This is a genomic window from Streptomyces sp. NPDC055254 (genome assembly GCF_053606025.1).
The window spans coordinates 35372-48270 of record NZ_JBSGQV010000039.1 but is presented as its reverse complement, the minus strand read 5'-3'; the positions used below and the strand labels follow the sequence as shown (position 1 = coordinate 48270).

The following is a 12899-nucleotide window of genomic DNA, read 5'->3' as shown; positions in this document are numbered from 1 at the left end:
CGCCGAACGGGCGGGGAACCTGGGGGCGATCCCCGCCGTTGGACCAGGGGAAAGCGGGTCTGTCAGCCGTCCCACGAGGCCGCGGGTGACAATACAGGGGTACATTCCGAAGAACAGTCTTTACTCACAGCAGCATTTACCTACGGGCAGGAGGGACGGGGCGCCTGGCGCCCCGTATGGATGGACGTGAAGCGATACTTCCGTGGGCCGGTCATGTGGATCGTGCTGGCCGTCCTCGCCGTGGTCGTGTTGATGAATGTCGTCGGCTCCGGCGGCGGCTACAAGTCGGTGGACACCAGCGAGGTCATCAAGGCGATCAACAGTGGCCAGGTGGAGCAGGCACGCCTGACCACCGGCGACAGCCAGATGATCAAGATTGATCTGAAGGACGACCAGAAGCTCGGCAAGCACGACGGCACCAAGTTCCAGGCCAACTACATCGGGGATCAGGGCGTTCAGCTCGCCCAGAGCCTCCAGACCAAGTACGAAGCCGGTCAGATCCCGGACGGCTACTCCGTCGCGCCGGACAAGACCAGCCCGTTCCTGAGCGTGCTGCTCTCGCTCCTGCCCTTCGTCCTCATCGTCGTGGTCTTCCTGTTCCTGATGAACCAGATGCAGGGCGGCGGCTCCCGAGTCATGAACTTCGGGAAGTCCAAGGCCAAGCTGATCACCAAGGACACCCCGAAGACGACGTTCGCCGATGTCGCGGGTTCGGACGAGGCCGTCGAGGAGCTCCACGAGATCAAGGAGTTCCTCCAGGAGCCGGCGAAGTTCCAGGCCGTCGGCGCCAAGATCCCCAAGGGCGTGCTGCTCTACGGCCCGCCCGGCACCGGCAAGACCCTGCTGGCGCGCGCCGTCGCGGGCGAGGCCGGTGTCCCCTTCTACTCGATCTCCGGTTCCGACTTCGTCGAGATGTTCGTCGGTGTCGGTGCCTCGCGTGTCCGCGACCTGTTCGAACAGGCCAAGGCCAACGCTCCGGCGATCGTCTTCGTCGACGAGATCGACGCCGTCGGCCGGCACCGCGGTGCGGGTCTCGGCGGCGGTCACGACGAGCGCGAGCAGACCCTCAACCAGCTGCTGGTCGAGATGGACGGCTTCGACGTGAAGGGCGGCGTCATCCTGATCGCCGCCACGAACCGTCCGGACATCCTCGACCCGGCACTGCTGCGCCCGGGCCGCTTCGACCGGCAGATCGCGGTCGACCGGCCGGACATGCAGGGCCGTCTGGAGATCCTCAAGGTCCACCAGAAGGGCAAGCCGGTCGCCCCGGACGTCGACCTGGGCGCGGTCGCCCGTCGCACGCCCGGCTTCACCGGTGCCGATCTCTCCAACGTCCTGAACGAGGCCGCGCTGCTCACGGCCCGCTCGGACAAGAAGCTGATCGACAACCACTCGCTGGACGAGGCCATCGACCGTGTCGTGGCGGGTCCGCAGAAGCGGACCCGGATCATGTCGGACCGGGAAAAGAAGATCACCGCGTACCACGAGGGCGGCCACGCCCTGGTCGCGGCGGCCTCCCCGAACTCCGACCCGGTCCACAAGATCACGATCCTGTCCCGAGGCCGGGCCCTGGGTTACACCATGGTCCTGCCCGACGAGGACAAGTACTCGACCACGCGCAATGAGATGCTCGACCAGCTGGCGTACATGCTGGGCGGGCGCGCGGCCGAGGAGCTGGTCTTCCACGACCCGACCACGGGCGCGGCGAACGACATCGAGAAGGCCACCGCCACGGCGCGGGCCATGGTCACGCAGTACGGCATGACCGAGCGTCTCGGTGCGATCAAGTTCGGCGGCGACAACACCGAGCCGTTCCTGGGGCGTGAGATGGCGCACCCGCGGGACTACTCGGAAGAGGTCGCGGCGCTGGTCGACGAAGAGGTCAAGAAGCTCATCGAGACCGCGCACAACGAGGCCTGGGAGATCCTCGTCGAGAACCGCGACGTCCTCGACAACCTGGTCCTCGCGCTGCTGGAGAAGGAAACGCTGAACAAGGAGCAGATCGCCGAGATCTTCTCCACCATCGTGAAGCGCCCGGCCCGCCCCGCGTGGACCGGCTCCTCCCGCCGCACCCCCTCCACCCGTCCGCCGGTGCTCTCTCCCAAGGAGCTCCAGCTGACGAACTCCGCGAACGGCACGTCGGCCACCGCCGCCGCGCCGGTCTCCACGGAGAAGGGCATCGAGGTGGCCCCGGAGGACCACGCCGAGTAATCGGCACCCTCGACCCACCCGGAATGGAAGCCGCGCCCCCCAGGTTCTAGCCTGGGGGGCGCGGCACATTTGTACGACCGCATGTGCGGACAGGAACGAGGATGAGATGACCGACCCAGTGACCCTGACCGGTGACGAGGGCACGATCCGCGAGTTCGACGAGAAGCGTGCCGAGGCGGCCGTACGCGAACTCCTGATCGCGGTCGGTGAGGACCCGGAGCGCGAGGGACTCCTGGAGACCCCGGCGCGGGTGGCACGGGCGTACCGGGAGATCCTGGCCGGTCTGTGGCAGAAGCCCGAGGACGTGCTGACGACGGTGTTCGACCTGGGACACGACGAGATGGTCCTGGTGAAGGACATCGAGATCGTGTCCCTGTGCGAGCACCACCTGCTGCCGTTCCACGGCGTCGCCCACGTCGGCTACATCCCGGCGGAGAACGGCAAGATCACGGGCCTGTCGAAGCTGGCCCGCCTCGTGGACGTCTACGCCCGCCGCCCGCAGGTGCAGGAGCGCCTCACCACGCAGATAGCGGATTCCCTGATGCAGATCCTCGACGCGCGCGGCGCCATCGTGGTGATCGAGGCCGAGCACATGTGCATGTCGGTCCGCGGCATCCGCAAGCCGGGCGCCAAGACCACCACCTCCGCGGTCCGCGGCCAGCTCCGTGCCACGGCCACCCGGGCCGAGGCCATGAGCCTCATCATGGCGCGCTAGGCCTGCCGCCTCCTTCCCGCACGGCACGTGGGGACGGCCGTCACTTCCGTGACGGCCGTCCCCACGTTTCGCGGCGCTCCCGGTCAGGCGGGGGCCGGGGCCTCGGGGGAGTCCTCGTCGTCCTCCGGGAGCTTGAGGACGTGCTCCAGGAAGAGCGCGGCGGCGACGACCGCCGCGCCCGCCAGGACCGAGAAGCCGGCGTACCAGGCCTGGTCGCGGCGGGCGGGGACGTCGAGGTACTCGGTCAGCAGGAAGACGCCCGTGCCGCCGTACATCCCCGCGACGAGCGCCGCCACCAGGGCGCTGGCCTGTGCGAAGACCACCGCGCGGGCGGCCATCAGCGGCTCGACGCCCTTCGCCCCGGGCCGCCGCTCGCGCTGCGCCTTCAGGCGCGACCGCAGCGACAGGGCCGTCGAGAGCAGCACCGCGGCGATCACGGCGAGGACGACGGGCGCGGCCAGCGGAACCCCCGGCAGAATGCCGTACGCGTCCCACATCCGGGCGCCCGCCCAGGACAGGACCCCGGCGACCACGAAGATCCCCACCAGGACCGCCGGCCTCAGTTGCTTCACTTGCCCGTACCCCGCTCTCTGCGCCGATCCGTCAGCAGTCCACAGGCTAACGACTACTCGGGGAGGCGGAGTTCCAGGTCCGGGCGCGGCGTGACGCCCGTTGTGCCGAGTGCGGTGAGGAGGGTGGTGACCGGGCCGTGGCCCGGGAGCTGGGCTTCCGGGTCGACGTCGTGCCACGGGGCCAGGACGAAGGCGCGCTGGTGGGCGCGCGGGTGCGGGAGGGTCAGGACGGGGTCGTCGGAGACCACGTCGGCGTACGCGACGATGTCGACGTCGATCGTGCGCGGGCCCCAGCGCTCCTCGCGGACGCGGTCGAAGGCCTCCTCGATGGCCTGGCCGCGCTCCAGGAGGGAGGAGGGGGGCAGGGTGGTCTTCACGGAGACGACCGCGTTGAAGTACGCGGGCTGCGTGCCGGGGTCGACGCCCCACGGCTCGGTCTCGTAGACGGCGGAGACGGCCTTCACCCGCAGGCCCGGGGTGTCGCCGAGGGCGTCGATGGCGCCCTGGAGGGTCTCCAGCCGGTTGCCGAGGTTCGCGCCGAGCGCGATGACGGCCCATTTGGGGTTGGACAGGGTGACGTCCGCCGCGTCGACCGTCTCGACGACGGAGGCGGGTACCGGCTGGACGGTGGGGTCGCTCTGTGCGTTCAATCCGTTGTTCATGCGCGGCTCCGGGTGATCGTGATGGTCACGTCGTCGAAGGGGACGGTGATGGGCGCGTCCGGCTTGTGGACGACGACCTCCACCTGTGCCACCGCTTCGTGCTTGAGGCACTGCTGGGCGATCCGCTCGGCGAGGGTCTCGATCAGGTCGACGGGCTCTCCCTGGACCACGTCGACGACCTCCTCGGCGACGACCCCGTAGTGCACGGTCTTCGCCAGGTCGTCTCCGGCCGCCGCGGGGCGGGTGTCGAGGTGCAGCACGAGGTCGACGATGAAGGTCTGGCCCTCCTCGCGCTCCCGGGGGAAGACGCCGTGGTGCCCGCGAGCCTTGAGGCCGCGCAGCGCGACACGATCCACGCGAATCACTCCTGCTTCCGTAAGTCTTCCGGTCCCGGGACTCCCCGGGGCCATGGGCGTGCGCCGAGTGCGGTCGGCGTCGTCCGTCTTCGAATTTACCTGCGAAATACTCTCCGACCCGCCGGAGGGGTCAGGAGGGGTCCTCCTCGTCGTCCCCGTCGGAGTCCGTGAGGACCGGAGAACCGTGGTGGGACCACAGCCGCCAGCCCTCGGATGTGCGTCGGAACACATTCGTGGCCACGACGAGCTGGCCGACGAGGGGGCCGAGTCCTCCGCCGTCCTCGGCGGGCCCGCCGCTGAGGATGTTCTCCGTGCAGGTCACCAGGGCGGTGTCGGCTATGACGGCCACCTTGGTGTCGGTGAGGAAGAACTGGATGTACTCGGTGTGGGACATGATCAGCGCGTACGAGCGCAGTACCTCGCCGCGACCGGAGAGCACCGGCCAGCCGGGGTGGACGCAGGAGATCTCGTCCTCCAGCCACAGCGCCGACAACGCGTCGAAGTCCCCCCGCTCCATGGCCTCGTAGAAGGCCGTGTTGACCTCTTCGACCGCTTCGATGTCGGTTCTGCTCACGGGGCTCCTTCTCGGTGCGGGGCCGGCTCGCGGGTCACAGCGCTCCTTCCACCGCGCGGGCCACCCGAACCGCGTCGGCGGTCGCGCGGACCTCGTGGACCCGGACGGCCCAGGCGCCCTGGTGGGCCGCGATGGCGGAGACGGCGGCGGTCGCGGCGTCCCGTTCCCGGGCGGGAGGCGGGGTGCTGCCGTCCCCGCCGGCCAGTACCCGGCCGAGGAAGCGCTTGCGGGAGGCGGCGACGAGCAGCGGGAAGCCGAGGGCGCGCAGCTCCGTCAGGTGGGCGACCAGCGCCAGGTCGTGCTCGGCGTTCTTCGCGAAGCCCAGGCCCGGGTCCACGACGAGCCGTTCGGGTGCGATGCCGCCGGCCACGACCGCGTCGATGCGTGCCCGGAGCTCGGCGGTGACCTCGGCGAGGACGTCCTCGTAGACGGCGAGGCCGTTCATGCCGGCGCTGAAACCGCGCCAGTGCATGACCACGAAGGGCACCTCGGCGGCGGCGACGGCGGGGATCATTTCGGGGTCGGCGAGCCCGCCGCTGACGTCGTTGACCAGGGTCGCGCCGGCGGCGACGGCGCGGGCGGCGACGGTCGCGCGCATGGTGTCGACGGAGACGATGACGCCCTCGGAGGCCAGTCCGCGCACGACGGGGACGACCCGGCGCAGCTCCTCCTCCTCGTCGACGCGGGAGGCGCCGGGGCGGGTGGACTCGCCCCCGACGTCGACGAGGTCGGCGCCCTGGGCCACGAGGTCGAGGCCGCGCTTGACCGCCGCGGTGGTGTCGAACCAGCGTCCTCCGTCGGAGAACGAGTCCGGGGTGACGTTGACGACGCCCATGACCGCGCAGCGGTCCCAGTCCGGCAGACCTGCGACCCGGCCCCTGCCGGCGGCTCCGCGCTCCGTGTTCATAGGTCCAGGGTAGGGCTGACCTGGATACGGCAGGGCCCCGGCGCCCTTCGGCTGCCGGGGCCCGGGCCGCGCACGGCGCCGCGGTGCTCCGGTACGGGTGCGTACCAAAGCGGGCTACGCCGCCTGGACCTCGCGCTCGGTCTGCTGGGGTACGGCGCTCACGTGGTGGTGGGCGCAGGTGCGGACCGGCTTGGGCCGGCGCCGGCCGGCGAACAGCCGGGGCAGGGCCAGCGTGACGAAACCCTCGGCCTGCATGGCGGCGAAGCCGATGCGGGGCAGGTCGCGGGTGGTGCGGAAGACGACGAAGCGGGGCTCCCAGCGGGGGCGGAACTTCGCGTTGAACTTGTACAGCGACTCGATCTGGAACCAGCGGGAGAGGAAGACGAGCAGGCCCCGCCACATCCGCAGGACCGGACCGGCGCCGATCTTCTCGCCGCGGGCGAGGGCGGAGCGGAACATCGCGAAGTTGAGGGAGACCTTCTCGATCTTCAGCCCGGGGGCGGCCTCCAGGGAGGCCACGATCAGCAGCTCGTTCATACCCGGGTCGGCGGCGCGGTCGCGGCGCATGAGCTCCAGCGACATGCCGTCGGCGCCCCACGGGACGAAGTGCAGGACGGCCTTGAGGTCGCCGAAGGGGCTGGTGTCGCCCTCCTCCACGCGGTGGGCGGTGGCGATGAAGCAGTCGCCGTCGCCCGGGTCGCCGACCCGGCCCAGCGCCATGGAGAAGCCGCGCTCGGTGTCGGTGCCGCGCCAGGCCTCGGCTGCGCCGCGGACCTGCTCCAGCTCCGTCTCGGTGAGCTCGCTGACCCGGCGGACCTTGGTGGTGTAGCCGTTGCGCTCGATGCGCTTCACCATCTGGCGGACGTTGCGCATGGCCCGGCCGGAGAGGGAGAAGTCTTTGACGTCGACGATCGCCTCGTCACCGAGTTCGAGGGCGTCGAGGCCGGTCTCCCGGGTCCAGACCTCGCCGCCGGTCTCGCTGCACCCCATGACGGCGGGGGTCCAGGAGTGGGCCTTGGCCTCCTCCATGAAGCGTTCGATGGCGCCGGGCCAGGCCTCGACGTCGCCGATGGGGTCGCCGGAGGCGAGCATCACGCCGGAGACCACGCGGTAGGTGACGGCGGCCTTGCCACTGGGGGAGAAGACGACGGCCTTGTCGCGGCGGAGCGCGAAGTGGCCGAGCGAGTCGCGGCCGCCGTGCTTGGCGAGGAGCTCGCGCAGCCTGGACTCGTCGTCGGCGGTGAGCCGGGCGGCCGGGTGCTCGGGGCGGAAGGCCAGGTAGATGGTGGTGAGAGCGGTCAGCATGCCGAGGGCGCCCAGGGAGTAGCCGACGGTCCAGGACACCCGGCCGGCGTAGTCGACGGGGCCCTCGAAGCCGAAGAGCCCGTAGACCACGTGCGTGACCTGCTCGTACAGGCTCGGGTCGCCGACGACCTTGCCGGGGTGGACGTTGACGATGACGAGGCCGAGTCCGATGGAACCGGCGCTCATCAGGACGAAGTTCGCGAGCGCCTTCCAGCGGCTGCGCGGGTCGGGCAGCGCCTTGAATTCACTCTGATGGCGCAGCAGCAGTGCCAGCAGGACCGCGGCGATGATCACGCCGATGATCGAGTGCCGGTACGTGAACTGCGCCGCGGCGCCGGCCGGCAGCAGCACCACGGCGGCCCGCCAGGCGCGCCGCTTGTGCCGCTTGAGGCCGTGGGCGAGCAGCAGCAGGAGGACGCCCGCGCTGATGGACAGGGCTGCCGCGAACGGGCCCAGGGAGCCGGGCAGCACCTCGGTGACCGCGTGGATCCGGCTGTGACGGAACCGCGGGAACACCCCTGCCGCGATGTCCAGAAGGCCGACGATCATGACGGCCGTACCTACCAGGCCGGGCACCGACTCCGGCCGTGGACCGCTGAGGATTCGGCGGACCCTGCTCGGAACCTGTCCCGACTTATCGCCATCTATCCTGCTAGACATCGCTTCCCGTTGCTCCGCGAGAGATCATGTGGCCCGAGGCTGCGACAGCCTCCGGTGTGTGGTGCGTCCAGTAGGACGACAGCGAGGAGGAGCGGGTTCACTCTTCCGTCGGAAAAAACTAGTCCTGCCATCAGAAAGTCGACTGACTGCTCATGGGTCTCACCAGTAATACGGTTCTGGCGTTGGCCATCATCGCCGGTGTGCTGCTGTTCGCCGCCACCATCTGGTTCTGGCCGAAGCTTTCGGGCCGCAACTGGCGTGCCGTCTGCGGCCGGATCGGCCTCCTGCTGGCGACGCAGCTGGCGCTGTTCTCGGCCGTGGGGCTCGCGGCCAACAAGTCCTTCCTGTTCTACGGTTCCTGGGCCGACCTGCTGGGCCGGGAGACCTCGATCGGCAAGGTCGTCGACCACTCGATGAGCAGCAAGGACATCAAGGTCGTCGACAAGCAGGAGCTGGACGTGCCCGGCGGTGGCAAGCCCCAGGTCGGCGGTCAGATCCTCAAGGTCGCCATAACCGGGCAGAAGTCGAAGATAACGAGTCCCGGCTACGTGTGGCTCCCGCCGGAGTACTTCCAGCCGCAGCACAAGGACGAGAACTTCCCCGCGTCCATCGTCCTTACGGGTTACCCGGGTACGGCCGAGAACCTGATCAAAGGGCTCGACTACCCGATGAAGGCCTTCAGCCTGTCCAAGGCCGGCAAGATGAAGCCGATGATCCTGGTCATGCTGCGCCCGACGGTCGCGCCGCCGCGTGACACCGAGTGCGTGGACATACCCGGTGGACCGCAGACCGAGACCTTCTTCGCCGTGGACCTCCCGCAGGCCGTCACCGACACCTTCCGGGTCGGCAAGAAGGCGGAGAACATGGGCTTCATCGGCAACTCCACGGGCGGTTACTGCGCGTTGAAGATCGCCGCGCACTACCCGCAGACCTTCGGCGCCGCCGCGGGCCTGTCCGCGTACTACGAGGCCCCCGACGACCCGACGACCGGTGACCTGTTCCACGGGGACGCCAAGCTGAGGCAGCGGGCGGACGTGCTGCACAGCATCGGCAACAAGAAGCCGACGGGTACGTCCTTCCTCGTCACCAGCAGCGAGGTCGGCGAGCCGAACCTCGACGGCACCAAGAAGTTCATCAAGCTGGTGAAGAGCCCCGACCGGGTGTCGTCGATCATCCTCGACAGCGGCGGCCACAACTTCAACACGTGGCGGCGCGAGATCCCGCCGATGCTGTCGTGGATGAGCGGCCGCATCCAGGCCTGAGGCCGGTGCGGGGAACGCGGTGGTGCAGGGCCCGACTCCGGTCGGGCCCTTGTCCGTCAGGCCTCCTGGAGCTGAGCCCGGCGCAGCGCCCGGTGCACTCCCTGCGGGGTGAGTACGCCGATCAGCGCGCCGGAGTGCGGGTCCGTGACCCCGATCCGGCCCGAGTCCTCCTGGAGCAGGGCCGCCAGCGCCTCGCGCAGCGACGCGCCCAGCACCACCGTCACGGCGGTTGTGGCCGGGTGGTGCCCGGCGGGGGCCGTGGCGGGCGCGGCAGCCGCGTCGGCCGGGGCCGGCGGGGCGGATGCGGCCGTGGCGGGTGCGGCCGGGCCGGTGAGGGCCTCCAGGTCCGCCGTCCCGACCGGGGTGACCGCGAGCCGCTTGAGCCCCCGGTCCGCGCCGACGAAGGAGGCCACGTAGTCCGTGGCCGGCGAGCCGAGCACCGCCGCCGGGCGGGCGAACTGCTCGATGGTGCCCGTTCCGTAGACCGCCATCCGGTCGCCGAGCCGGATGGCCTCCTCCAGGTCGTGCGTGACCAGCAGGATCGTTTTGCGCACCGTCTTCTGCAGCGTCAGGAACTCGTTCTGGAGCCGCTCGCGCACCACCGGGTCCACCGCCCCGAACGGCTCGTCCATCAGCAGTACCGGCGGATCGGCGGCAAGTGCGCGGGCGACGCCGACGCGCTGGCGCTGCCCGCCCGACAGCTGCTCCGGGTAGCGGTTCCCGTACACGGCCGGGTCCAGGCCGACCAGTTCGAGCAGCTCGGCGGCCCGCGCTCGGGCCTTGGCCCTGGGGGTGCCGATCAGCTGGGGCACGGTCGCCGTGTTCTCCAGCACCGTCTTGTGCGGGAACAGGCCGACCTGCTGGATGACGTACCCGATGCGGCGGCGCAGCTCGACCGGGTCGGCGGCGGATATGTCCTCGCCGCCGAGCAGGATCCGGCCGGAGGTGGGCTCGATCAGCCGGTTGACCATCTTCATCGTCGTCGTCTTGCCGCAGCCGGACGGACCCACGAGCGTGACCAGCTCGCCCTCCGCCACCTCGAAGGACAGGTCCTCGACGGCTGTCGTCCCGTCGGGGTACCGCTTGGTCACGTGCTCGAATCGGATCACATCACCATCCTTGCCTACCGGGCCGCCGCGACGGGCGAAGGGTTTGTGAGGGGAGTGTTGCGTGCGTGCGAACGGTTCCGGCCATTGACGGTGGCGGGGGTTATGGTCGCTGGGGGCCGCGGGCATCAGGAGAACGCGCGTCCGGGACGGGGGGTGAGGGCTATGGCCGGGCAGAACTGCCTGGTGGCGAACGACTGGATCTGCTGGGAGTACGTCACCTCCCGCTCCCAGGAGCTCACCGACGCCACCCTCGAACACGTCTGGATCACCGCGGTGTCCGTCCTGATCGGGCTCATCGTGTCCCTCCCGCTCGCCCTGCTGGCCCGCCGCGGCCGGCGCTGGGCGGCGCCGGTGCTCGGCCTCACCACCCTGCTGTACACGATCCCCTCGCTCGCCATGTTCTCCCTGCTGCTGCCGGTCTTCGGGCTGTCGGCGGCCCTGGTGGTGACCGGCCTGGTGCTGTATTCGCTGACCATCCTCGTCCGCAACGCGATGGCCGGGCTGGCCGCGGTCCCCGCGGAGGTGGTGGAGGCCGCCCGCGGCATGGGGTACGGGCCGGGCCGGCTGCTGTGGCAGGTCGAACTGCCGCTGGCCCTCCCCGCGCTGCTGGCCGGGGTGCGGATCGCGACCGTCTCCACGGTCGCGCTGACCACCGTCGGCTCCATCGTGGGCAAGGGCGGCCTCGGCAACCTCATCGCCCCCGCCGTGACCAGCTCCTTCAAGGCGCAGGTGCTCACCGCCTCCGTGCTGTGCGTACTGCTCGCACTGGTGGCGGACCTGCTGCTGCTCGGCGTGCAGCGGCTGTTCACCCCGTGGACCCGGGCGGCTGCGCGCCCGGCGAAGGGGGTGTGACCGTGGGCATCCTGGGCGAGGCCTGGAACTGGCTGGCCGACGGAGCCAACTGGGCCGGCGAGAGCGGAATCCGGCACCGGCTCGGCGAGCACGTGTACGTCAGCGGGATCGCCCTCGCCCTCGCCTGCGCGGTGGCGCTGCCGCTCGGGCTGTACCTGGGCCACCTCGGCAAGGGCGGCACGCTCGCGGTGAACGTGTCCAACATCGGCCGGGCCGTGCCCGTCTTCGCGGTACTGGCGCTGTTCATGGTCTCCCCGCTGCGCAATGCGGGCTATCTGCCGACCGTCGCCGCGCTCGTGCTGTTCGCCGTCCCCCCGCTGCTGACGAACGCGTACGTGGGCATGCGCGAGGTGGACCGCTCGGTGGTGGAGGCCGCCCGGGGCATGGGCATGTCCGGGGCGCAGCTCTTCTTCCGGGTGGAACTTCCGCTCGCCCGCGGCCTGGTGATGACCGGTCTGCGCTCGGGCGCCGTGCAGATCGTCGCCACGGCCACGATCGCGGCCATGGTGGGCCAGGGCGGCCTCGGCCGGATCATCACCGCGGGCTTCAACACGTACAACACCGCGCAGGTCGTCGCGGGCGCCCTGCTGGTGGCCGCGCTGGCCCTGCTGGTGGAGGGCGCTCTGGTGGCGGCCGACCGGCTGCTGCTGCCGCGGCCGGGGGCGTCCCGCTGACCCCTTCCCCCGACCTCCTGTCCATCGCCTCGAACGGAGTACCCCCATGAGCAAGAGCAAGCGCGTCCTCGGCGCGTCCCTGGGCGCCCTGGCGCTGACGGCGTCCCTGACCGCGTGCGGCGGCGACAGCCTGGAGAAGAGCAAGGAAGCGGGCGCGCCCTCCGGCACCTCCGCGCCGGGGGGCGGCAAGGGCAGCCTGGTGATCGGCGCCGCCGGCTTCACCGAGTCCAACGTGCTCGCGGAGCTGTACGCGCAGGTCCTCGGGGACGCCGGCTACAGCACGACCGTCAAGACGGTCAGCAACCGCGAGCTGTACGAGCCGTCGCTGGAGAAGGGCGAGATCGATGTCGTCCCGGAGTACGCGGCGACGCTCGCGGAGTTCCTCAACGCCAAGGTGAACGGCCCCAAGGCACCGGAGGAGAAGCCGGTCGCCTCCGGCGATGTCGCGGCGACGGTGGCGGCCCTGGAGAAGCTCGCCGCCCCGCTCGGCCTGAAGGCGCTGCCGGCCGGTTCCGCGGTGGACCAGAACGCCTTCGCGGTGAGCGGGGAGTTCGCCCGGAAGAACAATCTGAAGACGCTTTCCGATCTCGGCGCCTCGGGACTGAAGGTGAAGATCGCGGCGGGCGACGAATGCGCCGTACGGCCCTTCTGCGCGCCGGGGCTGACCAAGACGTACGGAATCCAGGTGTCCGGTATCGACCCGAAGGGCGTGGGGACCCCGCAGGCCAAGCAGGCGGTCAAGGACGGCGCGGACCAGGTCGTGCTGACCACGACCACGGACGCCACGCTCGACAGCTTCGGACTGGTCCTGCTGGAGGACGACAAGAAGCTCCAGAACGCCGACAACGTGCTGCCGGTGGTCAACGCCAAGGACGCGGGCGGCCCCGAGGTCGCGGCCGCGCTGGACAAGCTGACCAAGGTGCTGACGACGGCCGATCTGGTCGATCTGAACCGCAAGGTGGACACGGAGCGGGCCAAGCCGGCGGACGTCGCGAAGGCCTATCTGGAGTCCAAGGGCCTGTTGAAGAAGTAACGGGTGC

At 70.4% G+C, this 12899-nt stretch carries 13 protein-coding genes; 6 read left to right on the top strand and 7 right to left on the bottom strand.

What is annotated here, in order from left to right; all coding sequences use genetic code 11:
- The first annotated feature begins 180 nt into the window (after nucleotides 1–180).
- On the top strand, nucleotides 181–2211 hold the full coding sequence (gene ftsH / locus ACWFQ8_RS27530; protein WP_453788971.1) for an ATP-dependent zinc metalloprotease FtsH: 2031 nt from the start codon (nucleotides 181–183) through the stop codon (nucleotides 2209–2211).
- Between the two features lie 106 nt (nucleotides 2212–2317).
- Entirely contained in the window at nucleotides 2318–2926 is a 609-nt protein-coding gene (gene folE / locus ACWFQ8_RS27525; RefSeq protein WP_453788970.1) for a GTP cyclohydrolase I FolE, read from the top strand.
- Nucleotides 2927–3009: 83 nt separating this feature from the next.
- Here folE and ACWFQ8_RS27520 read toward each other — a convergent pair whose 3' ends face one another.
- The 6 genes from ACWFQ8_RS27520 to ACWFQ8_RS27495 form a co-directional block, all read right to left on the bottom strand.
- Nucleotides 3010–3498 carry a DUF3180 domain-containing protein gene (locus ACWFQ8_RS27520; protein ID WP_453788969.1) on the bottom strand — a complete coding sequence of 163 codons (489 nt, stop codon included), beginning with the start codon at nucleotides 3496–3498 and terminating at the stop codon, nucleotides 3010–3012.
- Nucleotides 3499–3551: 53 nt separating this feature from the next.
- Nucleotides 3552–4160, bottom strand: a complete 609-nt coding sequence (gene folK, locus ACWFQ8_RS27515; RefSeq protein ID WP_453788968.1) for a 2-amino-4-hydroxy-6-hydroxymethyldihydropteridine diphosphokinase — start codon at nucleotides 4158–4160, stop codon at nucleotides 3552–3554.
- Entirely contained in the window at nucleotides 4157–4516 is a 360-nt protein-coding gene (gene folB / locus ACWFQ8_RS27510) for a dihydroneopterin aldolase (protein ID WP_030010912.1), read from the bottom strand. The genes folK and folB overlap by 4 nt, the downstream gene beginning before the upstream one ends.
- Before the next feature lie 130 nt (nucleotides 4517–4646).
- The gene (locus tag ACWFQ8_RS27505) at nucleotides 4647–5033 is read right to left on the bottom strand and encodes a nuclear transport factor 2 family protein (RefSeq protein ID WP_453788988.1); all 387 of its coding nucleotides are present in this window, start codon (nucleotides 5031–5033) and stop codon (nucleotides 4647–4649) included.
- Nucleotides 5034–5124: 91 nt separating this feature from the next.
- The gene (folP, locus tag ACWFQ8_RS27500; protein ID WP_453788967.1) at nucleotides 5125–5997 is read right to left on the bottom strand and encodes a dihydropteroate synthase; all 873 of its coding nucleotides are present in this window, start codon (nucleotides 5995–5997) and stop codon (nucleotides 5125–5127) included.
- A 114-nt stretch (nucleotides 5998–6111) separates the two neighbouring features.
- A complete protein-coding gene (locus ACWFQ8_RS27495; RefSeq protein ID WP_453788966.1) occupies nucleotides 6112–7962 on the bottom strand; it encodes a phosphatidylglycerol lysyltransferase domain-containing protein in 1851 nt (616 codons plus the stop codon).
- Between the two features lie 152 nt (nucleotides 7963–8114).
- On the opposite strand from ACWFQ8_RS27495, the gene ACWFQ8_RS27490 reads away from it, so the two are divergent.
- Nucleotides 8115–9224, top strand: a complete 1110-nt coding sequence (locus ACWFQ8_RS27490; protein ID WP_453788965.1) for an alpha/beta hydrolase — start codon at nucleotides 8115–8117, stop codon at nucleotides 9222–9224.
- 56 nt (nucleotides 9225–9280) lie between these two features.
- Here ACWFQ8_RS27490 and ACWFQ8_RS27485 read toward each other — a convergent pair whose 3' ends face one another.
- Nucleotides 9281–10333, bottom strand: a complete 1053-nt coding sequence (locus ACWFQ8_RS27485; RefSeq protein ID WP_453788964.1) for an ABC transporter ATP-binding protein — start codon at nucleotides 10331–10333, stop codon at nucleotides 9281–9283.
- Nucleotides 10334–10495: 162 nt separating this feature from the next.
- Between ACWFQ8_RS27485 and ACWFQ8_RS27480 the strand changes: the two genes are divergently transcribed.
- From ACWFQ8_RS27480 to ACWFQ8_RS27470, 3 genes are read left to right on the top strand one after another with little or no spacing between them, the layout of a single operon-like run.
- Entirely contained in the window at nucleotides 10496–11185 is a 690-nt protein-coding gene (locus tag ACWFQ8_RS27480) for an ABC transporter permease (RefSeq protein WP_453788963.1), read from the top strand.
- 2 nt (nucleotides 11186–11187) lie between these two features.
- A complete protein-coding gene (locus ACWFQ8_RS27475; protein WP_453788987.1) occupies nucleotides 11188–11859 on the top strand; it encodes an ABC transporter permease in 672 nt (223 codons plus the stop codon).
- Between the two features lie 46 nt (nucleotides 11860–11905).
- Nucleotides 11906–12892, top strand: a complete 987-nt coding sequence (locus ACWFQ8_RS27470; protein WP_453788962.1) for a glycine betaine ABC transporter substrate-binding protein — start codon at nucleotides 11906–11908, stop codon at nucleotides 12890–12892.
- The last annotated feature ends 7 nt before the right edge of the window (nucleotides 12893–12899 follow it).

Excerpts from the sequence above, each read along its gene's own strand:
- ftsH (WP_453788971.1), top strand. The coding sequence starts at position 181 with ATGGACGTGAAGCGATACTTCCGTGGGCCGGTCATGTGGATCGTGCTG.
- folE (WP_453788970.1), top strand. The coding sequence starts at position 2,318 with ATGACCGACCCAGTGACCCTGACCGGTGACGAGGGCACGATCCGCGAG.
- folK (WP_453788968.1), bottom strand. The coding sequence starts at position 4,160 with ATGAACAACGGATTGAACGCACAGAGCGACCCCACCGTCCAGCCGGTA.
- ACWFQ8_RS27505 (WP_453788988.1), bottom strand. The coding sequence starts at position 5,033 with ATGGAGCGGGGGGACTTCGACGCGTTGTCGGCGCTGTGGCTGGAGGAC.
- folP (WP_453788967.1), bottom strand. The coding sequence starts at position 5,997 with ATGAACACGGAGCGCGGAGCCGCCGGCAGGGGCCGGGTCGCAGGTCTG.
- ACWFQ8_RS27495 (WP_453788966.1), bottom strand. The coding sequence starts at position 7,962 with ATGTCTAGCAGGATAGATGGCGATAAGTCGGGACAGGTTCCGAGCAGG.
- ACWFQ8_RS27490 (WP_453788965.1), top strand. The coding sequence starts at position 8,115 with ATGGGTCTCACCAGTAATACGGTTCTGGCGTTGGCCATCATCGCCGGT.
- ACWFQ8_RS27480 (WP_453788963.1), top strand. The coding sequence starts at position 10,496 with ATGGCCGGGCAGAACTGCCTGGTGGCGAACGACTGGATCTGCTGGGAG.
- ACWFQ8_RS27470 (WP_453788962.1), top strand. The coding sequence starts at position 11,906 with ATGAGCAAGAGCAAGCGCGTCCTCGGCGCGTCCCTGGGCGCCCTGGCG.